The following is a 22,564-nucleotide window of genomic DNA, read 5'->3' as shown; positions in this document are numbered from 1 at the left end:
CTTCCGGGCCGGGCGGCCCGGAAGGTGATGCCGAAGATGTCAGTCGGTTTTTTTCTTCAACTTCGGGTTGGGGAAAAACTGCACCGCCTGGACTTTTGCGTCCGGCGCCTTGAGCGCCGAGGTGTTGACCCGGGTACCCAATTCCTTGGGCACCGACAGGCCTTGCTCGTTGAGCGTGTCGGAATAACCGCAGGCCACGCATTCGCGGTGCGGCACGCCGTCTTCGTTCCACATCATCAACTTGTCCGGCTCGCTGCAGGCCGGGCAGACCGCCCCGGCGATAAAGCGTCGCTTGGTAATCACAGGCCCCTCACTCATGCTGCCGCGTCCTCGGTCAGGCCGCTATGGCGCAAGAGTGCGTCAATCGACGGCTCACGGCCACGGAAGTCGACGAACAGCACCATTGGTTCCTGGGAACCGCCACGGGCCAGGATTGCCTCGCGGAAGGCGCGCCCGGTGTCGGCGTTGAGCACGCCGTCTTCTTCGAATTTGGAGAAGGCATCGGCCGAGAGCACTTCCGCCCATTTGTAGCTGTAGTAACCCGCCGCGTAGCCGCCGGCGAAAATGTGCGCAAAGCTGTTGGGGAAGCGGTTGTAGGCCGGTGGACGCATGACGGAGACCTCGTCACGCACGCCTTCGAGCACTTGCAGAACGCTGCGGCCATCGCCGTGGGTGGCGTGCAGTTCGAAGTCGAACAGCGAGAACTCCAACTGACGGACCATCATCAGGCCGGACTGGAAGTTTTTCGCCGCGAGCATTTTTTCCAACAGGTCCTGGGGCAGCGGTTCACCGGTTTCGTAGTGACCGGAAATCAGCGCCAGGCCTTCGGGCTCCCAGCACCAGTTTTCCATGAACTGGCTCGGCAGCTCCACGGCATCCCAGGCCACGCCGTTGATGCCGGACACACCGGCGTGTTCGACGCGGGTCAGCAGGTGGTGCAGGCCATGGCCGAACTCGTGGAACAGCGTGGTGACTTCATCGTGGGTCAGCAGCGCGGGCTTGCCGCTGTCGGCCGGGGTGAAGTTGCACACCAGGTTGGCGACCGGGCTTTGCAGGACGCCGTCGAAGGTGCGACGACGGTCACGGGCACCGTCCATCCAGGCACCGCCACGCTTGTTGGCGCGGGCGTAGAGGTCGAAGAAGAAGCGGCCGACGTGCTGGCCGTTCTCCTTGATTTCGAACAGGCGCACGTCCGGGTGCCAGCTGTCGAAGCCTTTCAGTTCGGCGATCTCGATGCCATAGAGGCGCTGCACAATGGCGAACAGGCCGCTCAGTACCTTGTCGATCGGGAAGTAGGCGCGCAGGGCTTCCTGGGCCACGCTGTAGCGCTGCTGGCGCAGTTTTTCGCCGTAGAAACCGCTGTCCCAGCTTTGCAGGTCGGGGCAGCCCTGCTCGGCGGCATAGGCTTTGAGCTGTTCCAGGTCGAGGGCGGCGAACGGCTTGCTGCGCTTGGCCAGGTCACGCAGGAAACTGAGGACCTGATCGCTGGATTCGGCCATCTTGGTTGCCAAGCTCAACTCGGCGAAGTTGGTGAAACCGAGCAAATGGGCCAGTTCCTGGCGCAGGTCGAGGATCTGTTCCATCACCGGGCCGTTGTCGTTCTGGCCGGCATTCGGGCCTTGGTCCGAGGCGCGGGTGCAGTAGGCGGCGTAGACTTCTTCGCGCAGGGCGCGGTCTTCGGCGTAGGTCATCACCGCGTAGTAACTAGGGAATTCCAGGTTGATCAGCCAGCCGTCCAGTTCCTTGGCCTGGGCAGCGGCGGCCATTTGCGCCTTGGCCGAGTCGGTCAGGCCGGCGAGGGCGGCTTCGTCAGTGACGTGCTTGGTCCAGGCCTGGGTCGCGTCCAGCAGTTGATTGGAGAAGCGGCTGCCCAGCTCGGACAGTTTGCTCTGCACTTCGGCGTAGCGCTTCTGTCGCTCGGGCGGCAGGTCGATGCCCGACAGGCGGAAATCCCGCAGGGAATGTTCCAGGATGGTTTTCTGCGCGACGTCGAAGTTGGCTGCTTCCGGGCTGTTCGCCAGGGCTTCGAAGGCCTGGAACAGCTCACGGTTCTGGCCCAGCTCGGTGGAATAGGCACTCAGCGCCGGCAGGCAGCCCTCGTAGGCCTCGCGCAGTTCCGGGCTGTTGCGCACGGCGTTCAAATGGCTGACCGGGCTCCAGGCCGCGCCGAGACGATCGTTGAGCTCGTCCATCGCCAACACCAGGCCGGCCCAGGTAGGCTGTTGGACTTGGGTCTTGAGGATTTCGGCGATGGCCGCACGGTTGTCCGCCAGGATCTGCTCGATGGCCGGTTGCACGTGCTCGGCACGGATCGCCGAGAATGGCGGTAGGTCATAGGGCTGCAAAAGAGGGTTGTTCACGCTCACGGTCGACACCTTGGCTGGAAGAAACATCGGCCCATCTTAATTACAATCGACGCTCACCGCAGCTAGCAGCGCCTATCACCGGATAAGAGAGAGCCTATCGTGACCCTTCGCACGTACCAGAACCACAGCCCGAAGCTTGCCCGTGGGGCGTTTGTCGACAGCACCGCGGTGGTGATCGGCGACGTCGAGATCGGCGAAGACAGCTCCGTCTGGCCGCTGACGGTCATTCGTGGCGACATGCACCGCATCCGTATCGGTGCGCGCACCAGCGTCCAGGATGGTTGCGTGCTGCACATCACCCACGCCGGCCCCTTCAATCCGGATGGCTTCCCGTTGCTGATCGGCGACGACGTGACCATCGCCCACAAGGTCATGCTCCATGGCTGCGCGGTGGGCAGCCGGATCCTGATCGGCATGGGCAGCATCGTCATGGACGGCGCGGTGGTCGAAGACGATGTGATCATCGGCGCCGGCAGCCTCGTACCGCCGGGCAAGCGCCTGGAAAGCGGCTTTTTGTACGTGGGCAGCCCGGTGAAGCAGGTGCGGCCGCTGACGGACAAGGAGCGCGCGTTCTTCACCTACAGCGCGGCGAACTACGTGAAGCTCAAGGACCTGCATCTGGCCGAAGGCTACGACCAGCCTTGAATCGCCCCCCAAGATGTCGAATGAACCATTGTGGCGAGGGGATTTATCCCCGCTGGGCTGCGCAGCAGCCCCAAACCCTGCCAGCACAGCGTGTCAGGTTTGTTACATTCAATTTTTTGGGGGCTGCTGCGCAGCCCAGCGGGGATAAATCCCCTCGCCACAGTTTCATTCAAGCCTGTTGAGTGAACTGCATGACCACGCAGGAACAGCCATGCACTACCAGACCGTACTCTTCGACCTCGACGGCACCCTCACCGACCCCCGTGAGGGCATCACCCGTTCGATCCAGTTCGCCTTGGCCAAGCTGGGCATCGACGAACCCGACCTGACCCGCCTCGAACACTTCATCGGCCCGCCGTTGTTGCAGGCGTTCATGCAGTTCTATGACTTCGACGAAGCGAAGGCCTGGGAGGCGGTGAATTTCTATCGTGAGCGCTTCAAGGTCACCGGCCTTTATGAGAACCGTGTCTTTGACGGTGTGATGCCGCTGCTGGAAACCTTGGGCGGCCAAGGACGCCAGTTGTACATCGCCACCTCGAAGCCTTGGGTCTTCGCCCGGGAAATCGCCCGTCACTTTGACTTCGCCCGGCACTTCAAGGTGATCTACGGCAGCGAACTGGATGGCACCCGCACCGACAAAGTCGAGCTGATCGCCCACCTGCTGGCCGAAGAAGGCCTCGACCCGGCCAGCACCCTGATGATCGGCGATCGCAAGCACGACCTGATCGGCGCCCGCAGCAATGGCCTGGATGCCGCGGCGGTGGGGTATGGGTTTGGCAGCCACGAAGAACTCAACACCGAGGGCCCGGCGTATCACTTCCAGACGGTGGATGCGTTGCATCAGGCGTTTCTGCGGCGTTGACTAGATGGCCATCGCGAGCAAGCTCGCTCCCACATTTTTCCGAGACGTCCACAATACGGGTGCCCACCGCCAAACCCCTGTGGGAGCGAGCTTGCTCGCGATAGCGGCGGCACAGACATCCCCGGCCTCAAGACAACACTATCGTGGCGAGGGAGCTTGCTCCCGCTCGGCGGCGCAGCCGTCGTAAGCTCGCTGATGCGGTTTGTCTGTGGAAATGAGTTGTCCTTTTTGGGGCTGCTGCGCAGCCCAGCGGGAGCAAGCTCCCTCGCCACAGGGGTTAACCCTATCCCGGTCCACACAGGGGTATAGATGAACGCGACGCCTCAGGCCCTGAACTGGCTCGGCGCCACGCCGCTCCAGCGCACGAAGGCATGGCGGAAGCTGGCGGTTTCGCTGAAGCCCAGTCGTTCGGCGATCCGATGGATCGGCAATTGGTCCTCGCAGAGCATCTGCTTGGCTCGTTCGAAGCGCAGTTCGTCCAGCAGTTCCTGATAGCTGCAGCCCAGGTCCTTGAGGTGCCGCCGCAAGGTGCGCGCCGAGCAGTTCATTTGCTCGGCCAAGCCTTCCAGGCCGGGGGCTGCGTTCAGTTGGGCGTCGAGCAACTGGCGGATCCTTCCTAGCCAGGCCTGGCGTCCGGTGAATTCGGTGTTCTGCCGGCGGCAGCGTTCGGCCATGGCGTGATGGGTGATGGGGTCGGCCAGGGGCAAGGGTTGTTCGAGCCAGTGGCGGTCGAAGGCAAACGCGTTATCGACGCTGTCGAAGCGCACCGGGCAATCGAAAAGTTCGGTGTAGCGCGCCTGGTAATCGGGCGCCGGATGTTCGAAGCGCGCAGCGTGCAAGGGCAAGACATGGCCGAGGAGGTCATTGCAGATTACCTTCAGCGAAACCATGCAGAACTCGGCATTGAACACCGCCAGGGCCGGGTTCTCCCGATAGTCGCTGGCGCTGAACCAGATGTGCTCGCCGTCGTCGTCCAGGTTCAGCGCGAAGAGTGTTCCCAATAGCGCCGGATAGCGCAGCGCCAGACGCAAGGCGTCACCTAAGGTGGCACTGGTGAGCAGGGCATAGCCGAGCATGCCGTAGGACGAAACGTGCATGCGCAGGCCCAGCTCCAGGCCGATGTCGCGCTTTAGGGCCACGGCGTTGGCGCAGACCTGCATCTCCTGGTTGGTGGTGATGCGCGTATCGGCCCGGCTCAGGTCCGCGGCGCTGATGCCGCTGCCGGCCAACAAGGCATCGCTGGACAGCCCTTCGTTTTTTAAGGTGCTCAGTACCAGCGAGACGGCGTTGAGGGTAGTGAGGTGGGAATGCAGCATGTCCGTTTCCAGCCTGGGGTAGGCTGGAGACGGAGCAAGTTATATGCCGGGTACTTTGGCATGACGTCGCTTTTGTGGCGAGGGAGCTTGCTCCCGCTGGGCTGGTCCGACGCTTCGGGCGAAGCGGCCCCCGAAAGCTTGCGGCCGCTGCGCGACCGAGCGGGAGCAAGCTCCCTCGCCACAAAAGCCCCTCACCACAAGTTGATGCAGGTTCGGATCAGCTCAGCTCGCCACATAGGTCCAGCTCTACCAGCCGCCGAACCTCTTCCACCGGCAGCCCGGCGCCAATCAACGCCTGCAATTTGCCGAACGCGGCCTCGCGGGTCATGCCGCCACCGGACAGCACGCCGACACCGCGCAAGCGACTGCCGGCTTCGTACACGTCCAGCTCAACGCCACCTTCATGACATTGGGTCACCGCCACCACCACCACACCGCTGTCCCGCGCCCGCTCGAGGCTGGCGAGGAAGGCCGGATTGTCGCTCGGCCCGGTGCCGCTGCCGTAGCACTCCAGCACCAGGCCCTGGATACCGCTGCCCAATAGACCATCGAGCACCTGGGCGCTGATGCCGGGAAACAGCGGCAGCGCCGCGATGTTCGCCAATTGCTTGGGCTGGTTGTAATTCAACTGCGCCGGCAGGGCCGGCGCCGGGGTGCCGCCGCCCTGGCGTTCCAGGCGCTTGAATGGGTGGCGACCGAAGCTGCGTACTTTCGCGCAACGGGTCGGCGCCAGCAGCTCACCGTGGAAGTACAGGTGCACGCCCGGCGCCAGGCCCTGGCCGAGGGCAACCAGGGCACCGCCGAGGTTTTCCCAGGCGTCGCTGTCGGTCACGCCGGCGGGCAGCATCGAGCCGGTGAAGCAGACCCGCGCATGCAGGCCCAGCAGTTGGAAGCTCATCGCCGCCGCGCTATAGGCCAGGGTGTCGGTGCCATGCAGGATCAACACGCTGTCGCAGCCCTGCACATCCACGGCGTCGACCACCGCTTCGCGCAGTTGCTGCCAATAGGCCGGGGTCATGTTGGCGCTGTCGATCAGCGGCGACATCTCCCGGAAGCGCCATTGCGGTATGACGAGTTCGGGCTGGCTGTGCAGGTAGTCGCGCATCCGCGCTTCGAAACCGGATGCCGGGGCCAGGCCGTGGGCGCTGGCTTGCATGCCGATGGTGCCGCCGGTGTAGAGCACCATGACGTGCTGGGCGGCAGGGTAGGTCAAGGAATTCATGGTTGTTCTCCGAGGACGAAAACGGCGGCTTGGGTCAGCCGCCACAACATAAGGCCGAGCATGACGCCGACCTTACGCTGTGTCACGCCGGGCGCAGGGGATGCGCCCGGTTTTTTACATCAGCCTGCGGCTCAGCGTTGCGCTGCGGCCACGCCGGCAGTCGCGGCGTCAGGTTTGGCAACCGGTGCCGACGGGGTGGCTGGCCATGCGTTGCGGTCCAGGTCCAGGTCCGGGAACTTGCTGGAGTCGAACACAGGGACCTTGATGCCGGCCGCACGCTGGTCATCGTAGTCACGCAGGATGCGCATGCCGACCTTGAACAGCAGGAACAGCGCGATCAGGTTCACGAACGCCAGCAGGGTCATGGTGATGTCGGCGAACGCGAACACGGTGCCGAGGTTTTCGATGGCACCCCAGAAAATCAGGACCAGGACCAGCGCACGGTAGCCCATCAGGACCTTGCGATTGTCACCGATCATGAAGCGCAGGTTGTTCTCGCCCAGGTAGTAGTTGTAGAGGATCGAGGTGAACACGAACAACGACAGGGCCACAGAGATGAATATCCGGCCCCAGTCACCCACGACCGCCGCCAGGGAGTTCTGGGTCAGGGCAATGCCGTCGCCTTCGAAACCTGGGGTGTAGAAGCCCGACAGCAGGATCAGCAGCGCGGTGCAGGTGCAGATCACGAAGGTGTCCAGGAATACGCTGAACGCCTGGACCACGCCCTGGGCGACCGGGTGCTCGACCGACGCGACGGCGGCAACGTTAGGCGCACTGCCCAGGCCGGCTTCGTTGGCGAACACGCCACGCTTGACGCCCATGACGATGGCGCTGCCGATCAGGCCGCCGAAGGCCTGGTCCAGACCGAAGGCGCTTCTGACGATGGTCGCCAGCATGTCCGGTACATGTTCGAACTGCAGCACGATTACGTAGAGGGTCACGCCGATGTACGCCAGGGTCTTGACCGGAACCAGCAGGTCGGCAACCTTGGCGATACGCTTGATCCCACCGATGAACACCAGGCCCAGCAGCACCGCCAGGCCCAGGCCGGTGTAGGTGGTGTCAAAGCCGAAGGCGTTGTTCAGAGAGTGGGTGACCGCGTGGGCTTGCAGGCCGTTGAAGGCGAAGCCGAAGGTCACCAACAACAGGAATGCCATGATCATGCCCAGCCAGCGTTTCTGCAGGCCGTGCTGGATGTAATAGGACGGGCCGCCACGGTACTGGCCTTCGGAGTCGCAGCGCTTGTAGAGCTGGCCGAGGGAGCATTCGAAGAAGCTGCTGGACATGCCGACCAGCGCGGTCACCCACATCCAGAACACCGCACCAGGACCACCGAGGGTCACGGCGATGCCGACACCGGCGATGTTGCCCGCGCCGACACGGCCGGCCAGGCTGAGCATCAGGGCCTGGAAGGAACTGAGCTGGTCAGTGCTGCTTTTCAGGCTGTCACGGAACACCGTGAACATGTGGAAGAAGTGACGGAACTGGACGAAACGCGAGCGGATCGTGAAGTAGCCACCGAGCCCGACAATGAGCACGATCAGCACTTTCCCTGATAGGAAGTCGTTGATGACTTCGAGCATGAGTATTCCTCGCTGTTTTTTGTTTAAGCAAATGCTGGCCATTTGGAAACATCGCGTTACATCGGTCGGCGCGCGGCCTGACAGGTGAGGCGGAGTTTCGTCCCGGTCCATTTTCGCGGGTTTGTTATTAGTTCGGTTTTCGCATGTTTAAAGGTCTCGTTGCGGACGACCGCTCATGCGAAGAGGGGCGGCACTATACCTATCAGTGCGGTGCCCGTCTGCACAGTTGTGGTGCGTCCGACGAAGCGGACCCTTTGAAACACCTGGCCTTCCGGTCAGGTTCTTGTGGGGACGAGCCTGCTCGCGTTGGCTGGCGACGCGGTTTACAACGGGCAGCGCGTCGTTGTTTATCGCGAGCAGGTTCCTTCCCACAGATTCAGTCATCCTTGGCGGCTATCAATTAAAAAAAGGGCTTGGGGAAGATCCCCAAGCCCTCAAAAGGTGAGAGGTGTCTAGTCCCTCGACCTGGTGAGCGGTGGCCGTGTCGATCACGCTTTGAGCGGGACCAGACGCGGAGCAATCATGTTTTCCGGGCGCAGGATGTCGTCGAGCATGGCGTCGTCGAGCAAGCCTTCTTCGCGCACCAGTTCCAGTACGCCGCGGCCACTTTCCAGGGCGATGCGGGCGATACGGGTGGCGTTTTCATAGCCGATGTACGGGTTCAGGGCGGTGACCAGGCCGATCGAGTGCTCGACCAGCTCACGGCAGCGCGCTTCGTTGGCGGTGATGCCGACGATGCAGTGCTCGCGCAGCATGTCCATGGCCCGTTGCAGCAGGCGGATCGAGTCGAAGATCTTGAAGGCGATCAGCGGTTCCATCACGTTCAGTTGCAGTTGGCCGCCTTCAGCCGCGATGGTCAGGGCCAGGTCGTTGCCGATGATCTGGAACGCCACCTGGTTGACCGCTTCCGGGATCACCGGGTTGACCTTGCCGGGCATGATCGAGCTGCCTGGCTGGCGGGCCGGCAGGTTGATTTCGTTGATGCCGGTGCGTGGGCCGCTGGACAGCAGGCGCAGGTCGTTGCAGATCTTCGACAGCTTGACCGCGGTGCGCTTGAGCATGCCGGAGAACAGCACGAAGGCGCCCATGTCGGAGGTGGCTTCGATCAGGTCGGCGGCCGGGACCAGCGGCTGGCCGCTGATGGTTGCCAGGCGCTGTACGGCCAAGGCCTGGTAGCGCGGATCGGCGTTGATACCGGTGCCGATGGCGGTGCCGCCCAGGTTCACTTCGGTGAGCAGTTCAGGCGCCAGGGTTTTCAGGCGTGCCAGGTCTTCGCTCAGGGTGGTGGCGAAGGCGCGGAATTCCTGGCCGAGGGTCATCGGCACGGCGTCCTGCAGCTGGGTGCGGCCCATTTTCAGGACGTGGCTGAATTCTTCACCCTTGGCCGCGAACGCCTGGATCAGGCTGTCGAGGCTGGCCAGCAACGCGTCGTGACCCAGCAGCAGACCCAGGCGGATCGCGGTCGGGTAGGCGTCGTTGGTGGACTGCGCCATGTTCACGTCGTTGTTGGGGTGCAGGTATTGGTACTCGCCTTTCTGGTGGCCCATGGCCTCCAGCGCGATGTTGGCGATGACTTCGTTGGCATTCATGTTGGTCGACGTGCCGGCGCCGCCCTGGATCATGTCCACCACGAATTCTTCGTGGAAATCGCCGCGGATCAAACGTGCACAGGCTTCACTGATGGCTGCGTGCTTGGCTTCGCTGAGCTGGCCAAGTTCGCGGTTGGCGTCAGCGGCGGCCTGTTTGACCATTGCCAGGCCGACCACCAGCTTCGGGTAATGCGAGATCGGGACGCCGGAGAGACGGAAGTTGTTTACCGCTCGTAGGGTCTGGATGCCGTAATACGCTTGCGCCGGTACTTCGAGTACGCCAAGCAGGTCTTTTTCTGTGCGGAATGATGCAGCGGAGGACATGACGGAAATCATCTCGATATGGACCCGGTCTGTGCCGGAACGCTGTGGATCCTAGGCTCTGGGGAAAAATAGGGCCAATGCTGTTAAACACTGGCCTATGCATATTCGGCATAATGCCGGTGTGACGCCGACGATGCGGCGAACGTGTGACCTGTTTTGGTGCGTGTAGGGAGGCGTGATGAATCTTGAAAGCAAATGGCTTGAGGACTTCAGTGCCCTGGCCGCTACTCGCAGTTTTTCCCAGGCGGCCGAGCGGCGTTTCGTGACGCAGCCGGCGTTCAGCCGACGAATCCGCAGCCTTGAGGCGGCGCTGGGGCTGACCCTGGTCAACCGTTCACGTACGCCCGTCGAGCTGACGGCGGCGGGGCAGTTGTTCCTGGTGACGGCGCGTACGGTGGTGGAGCAACTGGGCGAAGTGCTGCGCCATTTGCATCACTTGGAAGGCGGGCAGGGCGAAGTCATCCAGGTGGCCGCCGCCCACTCCCTGGCGCTGGGCTTCTTCCCGCGCTGGATCGCGCAACTGCGCAACGAAGGGATGAACATCGCCACGCGCCTGGTGGCGACCAACGTCGGCGATGCGGTCCACGCCTTGCGCGAGGGCGGCTGCGATTTGATGCTGGCCTTCTACGACCCGGATTCGGCCATGCAGATGGACCCGGAAATCTTCCCATCGCTGCACTTGGGCCAGACCGAAATGCTCCCGGTGTGCGCCGCCGATGCCAACGGCAACCCGCTGTTCGACCTTGAAGGCGAGGCCAGCGTGCCGTTGCTGGCCTACAGCGCCGGGGCGTTCCTCGGGCGTTCGGTCAACCAGTTGCTGCGCCAGCGGGCGCTGCGTTTCACCACGATCTACGAGACGGCCATGGCCGACAGCCTGAAAAGCATGGCCCTGGAAGGCCTGGGCATCGCCTGGGTGCCGCATTTGAGTGTGCGCAACGAACTGGCCCGGGGCGAATTGGTGATTTGTGGCGGGGCGCAATGGCACGTGCCCCTGGAGATCCGCCTGTACCGCTGCGCCCTGGTGCGCAAGGCCAATGTGCGGTTGCTATGGCGCAAGCTTGAAGGCGGTGTGGCGCAGGGTGCTGTCGGATCCTGAAACCAACGCAGTCCCCTTTGTGGGAGCGGGCTTGCTCGCGAATGCGGTGTGTCAGCTCAGAAGGTGGCGACTGACACACCGCATTCGCGAGCAAGCCCGCTCCCACAGGGGATTTGTGGTGTTTCGACGCTGACCTGCGAGTCAATAAAACCGCCGCTTCAGCGCAAATGACAGATGGTCGGCGAAAGTGCGTTTAACGCACCATTTTCGGTATACTGCCCGGCCTTCGGTCGGTTCGCCCGGCCATCATTCGTACAACAAGCCACGCCGGTTTCCTGCGTGGCTTGTTGTTTTTTGACGCGCCTGCGGGCGCCCAGAGAGAAGAGGCACGACGATGAGTGCACTGGTTGGCGTGATCATGGGCTCCAAGTCCGATTGGTCCACCCTTAGCCACACCGCCGATATGCTGGAAAAGCTCGGCATCCCTTACGAGGTGAAAGTGGTCTCTGCCCACCGTACCCCGGACCTGCTGTTCCAGTACGCCGAAGAGGCCGAAGCGCGTGGCATCGAGGTGATCATCGCCGGTGCCGGTGGCGCGGCCCACCTGCCGGGCATGTGCGCGGCCAAGACCCACTTGCCGGTGCTGGGCGTGCCGGTCCAATCGTCGATGCTCTCGGGCGTTGATTCGTTGTTGTCGATCGTGCAGATGCCCGCCGGTATTCCGGTTGCGACCCTGGCCATTGGCAAGGCCGGCGCGATCAATGCGGCCCTGCTGTCGGCGAGCATCCTGGGCGCCAAGCATCCACAATTTCATACCGTGCTGAAAAAATTCCGCGCTGAGCAGACAGACAGCGTCCTGGACAATCCAGACCCACGCATTGCCTGAGGTTGTTGACGAATGAAGATCGGTGTAATCGGTGGCGGCCAGTTGGGTCGCATGTTGGCCCTGGCAGGTACGCCGCTGGGGATGAACTTCGCTTTCCTGGACCCGGCGCCGGACGCCTGTGCCGCGGCGCTGGGTGAACACCTGCGGGCCGACTACGGCGACCAGGACCACCTGCGCCAGTTGGCCGATGAAGTCGACCTGGTGACCTTCGAGTTCGAAAGCGTCCCGGCCGAAACCGTGGCCTTCCTGTCCCAGTTCGTGCCGGTCTACCCGAGCGCCGAAGCCTTGCGGATCGCCCGTGACCGCTGGTTCGAAAAGAACATGTTCAAGGACCTGGGCATCCCGACGCCGGCCTTCGCCGACATTCAGTCCCAGGCCGACCTGGACGCCGCCGTCGCGGCCATCGGCCTGCCCGCCGTGCTCAAGACCCGCACCCTGGGTTATGACGGCAAGGGCCAGAAAGTCCTGCGCAAGCCTGAAGACGTGGCCGGTACGTTCGCCGAGCTCGGCAGCGTGGCCTGCCTGTTGGAAGGCTTCGTGCCGTTCACTGGGGAAGTCTCGTTGATCGCCGTGCGTGCCCGCGACGGTGAAATCCGCTTCTACCCGCTGGTGCACAACACCCACAAGGAAGGCATCCTCAAGCTGTCCGTCGCCAGCACCGATCACCCGTTGCAGGCCTTGGCCGAAGACTATTCCAGCCGGGTGCTCAAGCAGCTCGACTATGTCGGCGTGATGGCGTTCGAGTTCTTTGAAGTGGACGGCGGCCTCAAGGCCAACGAAATCGCACCGCGGGTCCACAACTCCGGGCACTGGACCACCGAAGGCGCCGAGTGCAGCCAGTTCGAAAACCACCTGCGGGCGGTGGCTGGGCTGCCGCTGGGGTCGACCGCCAAGATCGGCGAAAGCGCGATGCTCAACTTTATCGGCAAGGTGCCGGACACCGAGAAAGTCCTGTCGATCGCCGACTGCCATCTGCATCACTATGGCAAGGCGTTCAAGGTCGGGCGCAAGGTCGGCCACGCCAACCTGCGCTGCGCTGATCGGGCCACGCTGGCCCAGCAGATCATCAAGGTCGAGACGCTGATCGCCGAGCAATAATCTGTCATACCGTTGGAACCATTCGTCGGCTAACCTCTCTCATGGCTAAGTGCCAAAACCTGATCGGGCTTTGGCTTAGCGACTCAATGAGAGGGGTATGCCATGGGAATCATCGGAACCATTTTTATCGGCTTGATCGTTGGCCTGCTGGCACGCTTCCTGAAACCGGGCGATGACAGCATGGGCTGGATCATGACCATCCTGCTCGGTATCGGCGGTTCGTTGGCAGCCACTTACGGCGGCCAGGCCCTGGGCATTTACCAGGCCGGCCAAGGCGCGGGTTTCATCGGGGCCCTGGTGGGCGCGATCGTGCTGCTGGTGATCTACGGCCTGATCAAAAGAAACTGATCCAAATGCATCAAGGCCCCCTCTGCGTCGCGAGCTGAGGGGGCTAGAATGCTCGGCGTTTCACTTTTCATTCATTGCCGAGCCCTTTCATGCGCCGTCTAGTATTGACCCTTCTTCTGCTGGGCAGCGGCCTGGCCCATGCCGCCGAGCTGCCGGAAACCGACTGGCTCGAACTGATGCCCAAGTCGGACCAGAAAGCCCTCGAGGCCATGCCCGACATCGACCACAACTCCCCGGAAGCCAACGGCACCTTCACCGAAAAAGGTGGCCTGAAGCAAAGCAAGGGTTTGCCGGCGGTGATGTATTCGACCAAGACCGTGGCGGCGATGAACGACAAGCACATCCGCATCGGCGGTTACCCGGTGCCGCTGGAAACCGACGCCAAGGGCCACAGCACGCTGTTCTTCCTGGTGCCCTACCCCGGCGCCTGCATCCACGTCCCGCCACCGCCGCCTAACCAATTGGTGCTGGTGCGTTACCCCAAGGGCCTGAAGCTGGATGACATCTACACGCCGCTCTGGGTGACGGGCACGCTGAAGATCGAAAAGGTCGACAACGATCTGGCGAGCGCGGCGTATGCGTTGGAGGCGGAGAAGGTGAGGGTGGTGCAGGAGGCGGATCTCTAAGCTTGGCGCGGACCCCTTGTGGGAGCGGGCTTGCTCGCGAAGGCGGTGTGTCAGTCGATATGTATGTTGGCTGACACACCGCCTTCGCGAGCAAGCCCGCTCCCACAGGTTTTTTGCAGTGGGATTTAGAGCGGTTTGCTGCGGATGTTCACACCCAGGGTATGGCTGGCGTCCGGCAACAACGTCACCACATCCTCCATCACATTCGCCGTCTCGATGCACAGCATGCGCTGCCAGCCATCGTCGGCCATGTCGCTGAAGGCCTTGGCGCGTTCGATCCAGGGGTTCCAGATCACCGCCGAGCGCGAACCGCTGCTGGTCAGCTCGATCCGTCGTTGCCACTGCGGATCAACGATGCTCAGCGTCGGCGGGGTGTCGAGGTAGATACGGTCGGTCTCGCCGGTGAAATGCAGGTCGCCGGCCTGGGTGTGGGTGTTCCAGTCGTCGAGGGTCTCGATGTAGTTCAAGCCATCGACGCCTTCGACCTGCACGTTGCGCACGTCGCTCACGGCGAAGTAGCTGTGCAGCGCCTGGCTGAGGCTGACGGTTTCGCTGCCACGGTTATGGCTGGTGAGGCGGATGTGCAGTTGCGCGTCCATCACGATGGCCAGCGTCAGGTCGACCTGATGAGGCCAGCCCGCAAGGCCGTTTTCGGGATAAGGCAGCATGAATTCGATTTTCAGGCTTTCGCCTTCGGCCTCGATGCCCTTCAGTTCCCAATCCATCGCCCGCACCAGGCCGTGGGCGGTGGCCGGGTCATTGCTCACGCGCATGGCCTGCACGCTGTCGGGGTTGCGCGTCAGGTTGCCGAACCACGGCCAGCACACCGGCACGCCCGCGCGGATGCTCTTGCCGGCCTTGAATGTGGCCTGGTCGTTGAGCCAGATCAGTGGCGGCTGGCCGTCCACTTGATAACTGAGGATGTGCGCGCCTTGCTGGGCCACCAGCAACTCGGCCTGACCGTGGCGGATGCGCCAGGCGTTCAGTTCATCCAGTTTGACCGCGTCGACGTTGGGCGTAGGCATGTTGCAAATCTCGTTCGGTGACAGGGACTGCAATGGACCGCAAAACGGTCGCCGTGTTTAACGGGCGCGCGGCGGAACCGAGCGGGTACGACCGCTGCCGTCGATGGCGACGAAGACGAATACCGCCTCGGTCACCTTGCGCCATTCACTGGACAGCGGGTCGTCGCTCCAGACCTCGACCATCATCTGGATCGAGCTGCGGCCGATTTCCAGCGCCTGGGTATAGAAGGACAACTGCGCGCCCACCGCCACCGGCACCAGGAACGCCATGCGATCGATCGCCACGGTGGCCACGCGTCCGCCGGCCACTTTGCTGGCCATGGCGGTGCCGGCCAAGTCCATCTGGGACACCAGCCAGCCGCCGAAAATATCGCCGAAGCCGTTGGTCTCCCTTGGGAGCGCGGTGATTTGCAGGGCCAGGTCGCCTTGCGGGATGGGATCTTCTTGTTCGAGCTCTATCATGCCGGGGGTGCCTCTGACCCGTAACGCTGTCTGGTACTTCAGGTGAATAGCCGTCTTCGTAAAAAACGATTCAGCCCGAACATACTGCGTTCGTCACGTTTTTCGTAAAGGCGTGCCAAAGGGAAACTCTGCGAAACCGGCTGATCTTGTACTACATCACCAACGACGTTTTCGCACAGCAACCCCTTACAGAGTACTGCAAGGTTGCGAGTATATCGGGCGATAGACGTCGAGACGACCACTCGGTTCTGATTTTGACTGTCAAATACGCGCCTCTATGTGCTTTTTCGAACAATTTGCTATCGTGCCGAACCTGCCCAGGCCCCAACCCGAGTTGCCAGGGTTGCAGAACCGACTATAAGAGAAGCCCTTGCCATGACCACTGCGCCTTCGAGCACGGCGACGCCCGCACAACCGGCACGTCCATTGACCCGCAACGATTACAAGACCCTGTCGCTTTCAGCCCTGGGCGGTGCGCTGGAGTTCTACGATTTCATCATTTTCGTGTTCTTTGCCACCGTGGTCGGCAAATTGTTTTTCCCGGCCGAAATGCCCGAGTGGCTGCGCCTGATGCAGACGTTCGGCATTTTTGCCGCCGGTTACCTGGCCCGGCCGCTGGGCGGGATCATCATGGCCCACTTCGGCGACCTGCTGGGGCGCAAGAAAATGTTCACCCTGAGCATCTTCATGATGGCCGTTCCGACCCTGATCATGGGACTATTGCCGACTTATGCACAGATCGGCATGTGGGCACCGATCCTGTTGTTGCTGATGCGGGTGATCCAAGGCGCGGCCATCGGCGGGGAAGTGCCGGGCGCCTGGGTCTTCGTTTCCGAACACGTTCCGGCGCGCCACATCGGCTATGCCTGCGGCACGCTGACCTGCGGCCTGACGGCGGGGATCCTGTTGGGGTCGCTGGTGGCAACGGCGATCAACAGCATTTATACACCGGTGGAAGTGGCCGATTACGCCTGGCGGATCCCGTTCCTGCTGGGTGGCGTGTTCGGGCTGTTTTCGGTGTACTTGCGCCGCTGGCTGCACGAAACCCCGGTGTTCGCCGAACTGCAACTGCGCAAGGCCCTGGCCGAGGAAGTGCCGCTGCGGGCCGTGCTGCGTGATCATCGCGGCGCCATCGCCATTTCCATGCTGCTGACCTGGCTGCTGTCGGCTGGCGTCATCGTGGTCATCCTGATGACACCGACCGTGCTGCAGACGGTGTACCACTTCAGCCCGACCGTCGCGCTGCAGGCCAACAGCCTGGCGATCGTGTTCCTGAGCTTGGGTTGCATTGGTGCGGGTGTGCTGGCCGACCGTTTTGGTGCCGGCCGGGTGTTTGTCTTCGGCAGTGGTTTGCTGTTGATCACCTTCTGGACGTTCTATCACTGCCTGTTCGACCACCCCGAGTGGCTGTTCCCGCTGTATGCCCTGAGTGGCTTGCTGGTAGGCACCATCGGCGCGGTGCCTTATGTCATGGTCAACGCCTTCCCGGCCGTGGTGCGCTTCAGCGGCCTGTCGTTTTCCTACAACTTGGCCTACGCGATTTTTGGCGGGTTGACGCCGATGATCGTGACCCTGTTGCTGAAAGAGAGCTCGATGGGGCCGGCATATTATGTGGCGGCCATCTGTGGGGTCGGGATTGTGGTGGGCGGGTATCTCTGGAAGCAGGGGCGCTAGGCGGCGCTGCCCACCTAACGGGTGTGTTCATTGTGGCGAGGGAGCTTGCTCCCGCTGGGTTGCGCAGCGACCCCTTTTTTGTGAGTGCTGCGCACTCAAGCGGGAGCAAGCTCCCTCGCCACAAGAATCATCCTGCAAAACTCAATGCTGGCCTTTCATCCAATTGTCATATTTCAGCCATAGAGTGTTCATACGGCTTACCGATACTTTGCCGACTTAACACACCCTATCTGCTAGGAGTAAGGCATGAAACTGAAGCGTTTGATGGCGGCAATGACGTTTGTCGCTGCTGGCGTTGCGACTGCCAACGCGGTTGCCGCTGTTGACCCTGCGATCCCGAGCTACACCAAGACCACTGGTGTATCGGGCAACCTCTCCAGCGTCGGCTCCGATACCCTGGCCAACCTGATGACCTTGTGGGCCGAGAACTACAAGAAAGAATACCCGAACGTAAACATCCAGATTCAGGCCGCCGGTTCCTCCACCGCGCCACCCGCACTCACCGAAGGCACCGCCAACCTGGGCCCGATGAGCCGCAAGATGAAGGACAACGAGCTGCAGGCCTTCGAAACCAAATACGGCTACAAGCCAACCGCTATCCCGGTAGCCGTGGACGCCCTGGCCGTATTCGTGCACAAGGACAACCCGATCAAGCACCTGACCATGGCTCAGGTCGATGCGATCTTCTCCTCGACTCGCCTGTGCGGCGCCAAGGCTGACGTCAAGACCTGGGGCGACCTGGGCGTGACCGGCGACCTGGCCAACAAGCCGGTCCAGCTGTTCGGTCGTAACTCGGTATCCGGCACCTACGGCTACTTCAAGGAAGAAGCCCTGTGCAAAGGCGACTACAAGCCAAACGTCAACGAACAGCCTGGTTCGGCTTCGGTTGTGCAGTCGATCAGCAGCTCGCTTAACGGCGTCGGCTACTCGGGTATCGGCTACAAGACCGCCAGCGTGAAAACGGTTGCCCTGGCCAAGAAAGAAGGCGGCGAGTTCGTCGAGGACACCGAAGAAAACGCCCTGAACGGCAAGTACCCGCTGTCGCGTTTCCTCTACGTGTACGTCAACAAGGCGCCGAACAAGCCTCTGGCCCCGCTGGAAGCCGAGTTCGTGAAGCTGATCCTGTCCAAGCAAGGCCAGGAAGTCGTCGTCAAGGACGGTTACATCCCGGTACCTGCCAAAGTCGCCGCCAAGGCACTGGCTGACCTGGGTCTGCAAGAAGGCGGCAACGTCGCCAAGCAGTAACACCTGAGCCCGGGCCAACGCCCGGGCTGCTGTGGAAGTGGATGCCACTCCCACAGCCAAATTTTCTGTCCGCTGCCGCTTCTAGCTGGCGGCGGATTTGTTGCGTCACTTCACTGTCATCTTTCTGTCATACAGGATCGCTAGGGTGTGCGCATGAATGATCTGGCCAACTCCACAATGACTACGACTTCCCCTCCCAAGCGCATTGACTTCAATACGCCTGAGCTGCAACGCAAGCGCCTCATCCGCGCGCTCAAGGATCGCCTGACCCGCTGGTACGTGCTGGTCGGCGGTCTCGCCGTCCTGGCAGCCATCACGCTGATTTTCTTTTTCCTGGCCTACGTGGTGCTGCCCCTGTTCCAGGGCGCGGACCTGACCGCCAAGGATTCGATCACCCCGGCCTGGATGCAAGACGCCGGCAAACCGCTGATGATCGCCATCGAAGAACAGAACCAGGTGGCCATGCGCGTTTCCGACAAGGGCCAGGCACTGTTCTACGAACTCGACAGCGGCGCCGAACTGCGCCGTGTCGACCTGCCGGTTCCTGCCGGTGCCACTGTGGTCTCCATTGCGGAAGACCAGCCCGGCAGCCCGCTGGTGGCGATCGGCCTGTCCAACGGCCAGGCCCTGGTGTTCCGCCACACCTATAAAGTCAGCTATCCCGACGGCAAGAAAACCATTTCGCCCGCCATCGAATACCCTTACGGCGAGGCGCCGATAGCGTTGAACGAGCAGGGCGCGCCTTTGGAGCACGTCAGCCTCAACGCCACCGATTCGACCCTGTTGCTGGCCGGCTCCAGCGGCGCCCAGCTGTATGTACTGTCGCTTACCAGCGAAGAAAACATGATGACCGGTGAAGTCACCAGCGAGCAGACGCGTATCGACCTGCCGCAGATGACCGAGCCAGTGAAGAACATTTTCGTCGACCCGCGCCAGCAATGGTTGTACGTGGTCAACGGTCGCGCCCAGGCCGATGTGTTCAGTCTGCGGGACAAGAGCCTCAATGGCCGTTACAAACTGCTGGAGAACGGCGACGCCCAAGTCACCGCCGCCGCCCAGTTGGTCGGCGGGATCTCGCTGATCATCGGCGACTCCAAGGGCGGCCTGGCCCAGTGGTTCATGGCCCGCGACCCGGACGGCGAGCTGCGCTTCAAACAGATTCGTACCTTCCAGATGGGCAGCGCGCCCATCATTGAGATCAGCGCCGAAGAACGTCGCAAAGGTTTCGTGGCACTCGACATCGCCGGCAAGCTGGGCGTGTTCCACAGCACCGCCCACCGCACGCTGCTGGTGGACCAAGTGGTCGACGGCCAAGGCTTGTTCGGCCTGTCGCCACGGGCCAACCGCCTGATCGTCGAGCAGGGCGGCAAGCTGCAACCGTTGACACTGGACAACCCGCACCCGGAAGTGTCCTGGAGCGCGTTGTGGAGCAAGGTCTGGTACGAAAACTACGACGAACCTAAATACGTCTGGCAATCGACCGCCGCCAACACCGACTTCGAACCCAAGCTGAGCCTTTCGCCGCTGACCTTCGGTACCCTGAAAGCGGCGTTCTACGCGATGCTCCTGGCCGCGCCGCTGGCGGTGGCCGCGGCGATCTACACCGCCTACTTCATGGCCCCGGGCATGCGTCGCAAGGTCAAGCCGGTGATCGAGCTGATGGAAGCGATGCCGACGGTGATTCTCGGTTTCTTCGCCGGCCTGTTCCTGGCGCCGTACGTCGAAGGGCACCTGCCGGGCATCTTCAGTCTGCTGATGTTACTGCCCATCGGCATCCTGGTCGCCGGTTTCACCTTCAGTCGCCTGCCGGAATCCATTCGCTTGCGAGTGCCGGACGGTTGGGAAAGCGCCCTGTTGATCCCGGTGATCCTGTTCGTGGGCTGGCTCTCGCTGTACATGAGCCCGTACATGGAAACCTGGTTCTTCGGCGGCGACATGCGCATGTGGATCTCCCATGACCTGGGCATCACCTACGACCAGCGCAACGCTTTGGTGGTCGGCCTGGCGATGGGCTTCGCGGTGATCCCGAACATCTATTCCATCGCCGAAGACGCCGTGTTCAGCGTGCCCCGCGGCCTGACCCTGGGCTCCCTGGCCCTCGGTGCCACGCCATGGCAGACCATGACTCGCGTGGTGATCCTCACCGCCAGCCCGGGCATTTTCTCGGCGCTGATGATCGGCATGGGCCGTGCAGTGGGCGAGACCATGATCGTGTTGATGGCCACCGGTAACACGCCGGTCATGGAAATGAACCTGTTCGAAGGCCTGCGCACCCTGGCGGCCAACGTGGCGGTGGAGATGCCGGAATCCGAAGTCGGCGGCAGCCATTACCGCGTGCTGTTCCTGTCGGCCCTGGTGCTGCTGTTGTTCACCTTCGTCATGAACACCCTCGCCGAGCTGATCCGTCAGCGTCTGCGCAAGAAATATTCGTCGCTTTAAGAAAGGTAGAAGTCTGTGAAACAGAACTCCCTGAAAGGATGGTTCAAGAGCGGCGCCCCCGGCGTCTGGATCAGCGGTGGCGCGGTGTCCATCGCGGTCATCATGACCATTGGCCTGCTGGCGGTGATCGCCGTGCGCGGCCTGGGCCACTTCTGGCCGGCGGACCTGATCCACGCCAGCTACAACGTACCGGGCATGCCTGCGCACCTGGTGGTCGGCGAAGTCGTACAGAAAGAAGAAGTGCCTCGTGAGCGCCTGAAAAGCGCCGGCCTGCCGGTGCCGGACGAAGGCCCCGAGTTCATGACCCGCGAACTGATCAAGGTCGGCAACCGCGACCTGAACGGCACCGACTTCACCTGGATCGTCGGCGATTGGCTGAGCAACCAGACGACGCCGCCGGAACTGATGGCCATCGAGCGTCGTGAGTGGGGCAATTTCTACGGCTACCTGGTCAACGTCAAGGAAGGCGGCAAGGTCATCGCCGAAGGCGAGGCCGCCTGGCCGCAACTGCAGGCTCGGGTACAGCGCGTCAACCAGTTGGCCGCCGAGCTCAAGACCCTGGAAAAAGTCGACATCGGCGCCATCAACGCCGGCCTGGAGCGTATCCGCCTGCACGGTCGTAAATTGGAACTGGACGGCAAGCTCGACGCCGCCGCCCAGGCCGACCTGGAAAGCGAACGCGCCGAACTCAACGCCCGCTACAAGGACATCGAAGCGCGCCTGGCCGACCTGCATGCGCAGTTCAACCGCGACAGCCTGACGGCCCGCGATGCCAACGGCAAGGAAGTGGAAATCGAAATCGGCAAAGTGGTGCACGCCTACCAGCCAAACGGCATGGGCACGTTCACCAAGATGGGTTTCTATTTCAGCAAGGTCTGGGAATTCCTCAGCGACGACCCGCGTGAAGCCAACACCGAAGGTGGCATCTTCCCGGCGATTTTCGGCACCGTGATGATGACCCTGATCATGGCGATGATCGTCACGCCGTTCGGCGTGCTGGCAGCTGTCTACCTGCGTGAATATGCCCGCCAAGGCACGATGACCCGCTTGATCCGCATCGCGGTGAACAACCTCGCCGGCGTTCCGGCCATTGTCTACGGTGTGTTCGGCCTGGGTTTCTTCGTCTATGTGCTGGGTGGTTCGGTCGACCGTTTGTTCTTCCCCGAAGCCTTGCCGGCGCCGACCTTCGGCACCCCGGGCCTGCTCTGGGCGTCCCTGACCCTGGCGCTGCTGGCGGTGCCGGTGGTGATCGTGGCCACTGAAGAAGGCCTGGCGCGGATCCCGCGCACCGTGCGCGAAGGCTCCCTGGCCCTCGGCGCGACCAAGGCCGAGACCTTGTGGAAAATCGTCCTGCCGATGGCGAGCCCGGCGATGATGACCGGGATGATCCTTGCCGTGGCCCGTGCCGCTGGTGAAGTGGCACCGTTGATGCTGGTGGGCGTGGTGAAGCTGGCCCCGTCGCTGCCGCTGGACGGTAACTACCCGTACCTGCACCTGGACCAGAAGATCATGCACCTGGGCTTCCATATCTATGACGTCGGCTTCCAGAGCCCGAACGTCGAGGCAGCGCGGCCGTTGGTCTACGCCACGGCACTGCTGCTGGTGCTGGTGATCGCCACCCTCAACCTGTCGGCGGTGTGGATCCGTAACCACCTGCGCGAAAAATACAAAGCACTGGATAGTTGATTTTCATGTGGGAGCGGGCTTGCTCGCGAAGACGGCGGCACATCCAATAGAGATGCAAGCTGAGACACCGCTTTCGCGAGCAAGCCCGCTCCCACAAATACACAGATTGGCGTGGCCACTCGGGTGGCCAAC

The 22,564-nt window shown here is 62.4% G+C and carries 19 protein-coding genes; 11 read left to right on the top strand and 8 right to left on the bottom strand.

Annotated features, from left to right (window positions below; translation table 11 throughout):
- Positions 1 to 39: 39 nt before the first annotated feature.
- Positions 40 to 318 carry a YheV family putative zinc ribbon protein gene (locus M1D99_RS29510; RefSeq protein WP_018600854.1) on the bottom strand — a complete coding sequence of 93 codons (279 nt, stop codon included), beginning with the start codon at positions 316 to 318 and terminating at the stop codon, positions 40 to 42.
- Complete coding sequence (gene prlC / locus M1D99_RS29505; protein WP_458131207.1) at positions 315 to 2,393, bottom strand: oligopeptidase A; 2,079 nt, start codon at positions 2,391 to 2,393, stop codon at positions 315 to 317. The genes M1D99_RS29510 and prlC overlap by 4 nt, the downstream gene beginning before the upstream one ends.
- A 72-nt stretch (positions 2,394 to 2,465) precedes the next feature.
- Between prlC and M1D99_RS29500 the strand changes: the two genes are divergently transcribed.
- Positions 2,466 to 3,011, top strand: coding sequence for a gamma carbonic anhydrase family protein (locus tag M1D99_RS29500; protein ID WP_458131206.1), 546 nt, complete (start codon positions 2,466 to 2,468; stop codon positions 3,009 to 3,011).
- A gap of 211 nt (positions 3,012 to 3,222) precedes the next feature.
- Positions 3,223 to 3,873, top strand: coding sequence for an HAD family hydrolase (locus M1D99_RS29495; protein ID WP_434573251.1), 651 nt, complete (start codon positions 3,223 to 3,225; stop codon positions 3,871 to 3,873).
- 323 nt (positions 3,874 to 4,196) lie between these two features.
- Here M1D99_RS29495 and M1D99_RS29490 read toward each other — a convergent pair whose 3' ends face one another.
- The 4 genes from M1D99_RS29490 to aspA form a co-directional block, all read right to left on the bottom strand.
- Positions 4,197 to 5,189, bottom strand: a complete 993-nt coding sequence (locus M1D99_RS29490) for an AraC family transcriptional regulator (protein ID WP_434573249.1) — start codon at positions 5,187 to 5,189, stop codon at positions 4,197 to 4,199.
- Positions 5,190 to 5,406: 217 nt separating this feature from the next.
- On the bottom strand, positions 5,407 to 6,411 hold the full coding sequence (locus tag M1D99_RS29485; RefSeq protein WP_186708256.1) for an asparaginase: 1,005 nt from the start codon (positions 6,409 to 6,411) through the stop codon (positions 5,407 to 5,409).
- A 131-nt stretch (positions 6,412 to 6,542) separates the two neighbouring features.
- Positions 6,543 to 7,994: an alanine/glycine:cation symporter family protein gene (locus M1D99_RS29480; RefSeq protein ID WP_186708254.1), complete on the bottom strand. Its 1,452-nt coding sequence runs from the start codon at positions 7,992 to 7,994 to the stop codon at positions 6,543 to 6,545.
- A 488-nt stretch (positions 7,995 to 8,482) separates the two neighbouring features.
- Positions 8,483 to 9,907 (bottom strand): aspartate ammonia-lyase, encoded by a 1,425-nt coding sequence (aspA, locus tag M1D99_RS29475; protein ID WP_186708252.1) that lies wholly within the window; start codon positions 9,905 to 9,907, stop codon positions 8,483 to 8,485.
- A gap of 178 nt (positions 9,908 to 10,085) precedes the next feature.
- Here aspA and M1D99_RS29470 point away from each other — a divergent pair, with 178 nt between their 5' ends.
- The 5 genes from M1D99_RS29470 to M1D99_RS29450 all read left to right on the top strand — a co-directional run bounded on the left by M1D99_RS29470 (position 10,086) and on the right by M1D99_RS29450 (position 13,901).
- Positions 10,086 to 11,003, top strand: a complete 918-nt coding sequence (locus M1D99_RS29470; RefSeq protein ID WP_434573246.1) for a LysR substrate-binding domain-containing protein — start codon at positions 10,086 to 10,088, stop codon at positions 11,001 to 11,003.
- A gap of 334 nt (positions 11,004 to 11,337) precedes the next feature.
- On the top strand, positions 11,338 to 11,829 hold the full coding sequence (gene purE / locus M1D99_RS29465; RefSeq protein WP_003196369.1) for a 5-(carboxyamino)imidazole ribonucleotide mutase: 492 nt from the start codon (positions 11,338 to 11,340) through the stop codon (positions 11,827 to 11,829).
- A 12-nt stretch (positions 11,830 to 11,841) separates the two neighbouring features.
- Complete coding sequence (locus M1D99_RS29460; protein ID WP_434573244.1) at positions 11,842 to 12,927, top strand: 5-(carboxyamino)imidazole ribonucleotide synthase; 1,086 nt, start codon at positions 11,842 to 11,844, stop codon at positions 12,925 to 12,927.
- Between the two features lie 102 nt (positions 12,928 to 13,029).
- Positions 13,030 to 13,275 (top strand): GlsB/YeaQ/YmgE family stress response membrane protein, encoded by a 246-nt coding sequence (locus tag M1D99_RS29455; RefSeq protein ID WP_003187057.1) that lies wholly within the window; start codon positions 13,030 to 13,032, stop codon positions 13,273 to 13,275.
- 89 nt (positions 13,276 to 13,364) lie between these two features.
- Complete coding sequence (locus M1D99_RS29450) at positions 13,365 to 13,901, top strand: DUF3299 domain-containing protein (RefSeq protein ID WP_186708246.1); 537 nt, start codon at positions 13,365 to 13,367, stop codon at positions 13,899 to 13,901.
- A 125-nt stretch (positions 13,902 to 14,026) separates the two neighbouring features.
- Here M1D99_RS29450 and M1D99_RS29445 read toward each other — a convergent pair whose 3' ends face one another.
- Together M1D99_RS29445 and M1D99_RS29440 are read right to left on the bottom strand one after the other, a co-directional pair.
- The gene (locus M1D99_RS29445) at positions 14,027 to 14,926 is read right to left on the bottom strand and encodes a D-hexose-6-phosphate mutarotase (protein WP_434573241.1); all 900 of its coding nucleotides are present in this window, start codon (positions 14,924 to 14,926) and stop codon (positions 14,027 to 14,029) included.
- 57 nt (positions 14,927 to 14,983) lie between these two features.
- Positions 14,984 to 15,388: an acyl-CoA thioesterase gene (locus M1D99_RS29440; protein ID WP_003177184.1), complete on the bottom strand. Its 405-nt coding sequence runs from the start codon at positions 15,386 to 15,388 to the stop codon at positions 14,984 to 14,986.
- Positions 15,389 to 15,763: 375 nt separating this feature from the next.
- Here M1D99_RS29440 and M1D99_RS29435 point away from each other — a divergent pair, with 375 nt between their 5' ends.
- The 4 genes from M1D99_RS29435 to pstA all read left to right on the top strand — a co-directional run bounded on the left by M1D99_RS29435 (position 15,764) and on the right by pstA (position 22,432).
- Positions 15,764 to 17,062 (top strand): MFS transporter, encoded by a 1,299-nt coding sequence (locus M1D99_RS29435; protein ID WP_458131205.1) that lies wholly within the window; start codon positions 15,764 to 15,766, stop codon positions 17,060 to 17,062.
- A gap of 246 nt (positions 17,063 to 17,308) precedes the next feature.
- A complete protein-coding gene (locus tag M1D99_RS29430) occupies positions 17,309 to 18,307 on the top strand; it encodes a phosphate ABC transporter substrate-binding protein PstS (protein ID WP_458131204.1) in 999 nt (332 codons plus the stop codon).
- A 405-nt stretch (positions 18,308 to 18,712) separates the two neighbouring features.
- Positions 18,713 to 20,746 (top strand): ABC transporter permease subunit, encoded by a 2,034-nt coding sequence (locus M1D99_RS29425; protein WP_446535014.1) that lies wholly within the window; start codon positions 18,713 to 18,715, stop codon positions 20,744 to 20,746.
- 15 nt (positions 20,747 to 20,761) lie between these two features.
- Positions 20,762 to 22,432, top strand: a complete 1,671-nt coding sequence (gene pstA, locus M1D99_RS29420) for a phosphate ABC transporter permease PstA (protein ID WP_411386109.1) — start codon at positions 20,762 to 20,764, stop codon at positions 22,430 to 22,432.
- Positions 22,433 to 22,564: the final 132 nt, after the last annotated feature.

Source organism: Pseudomonas sp. R3-41, assembly GCF_054161485.1.
This window is presented reverse-complemented; position numbering and strand designations above follow the sequence as displayed.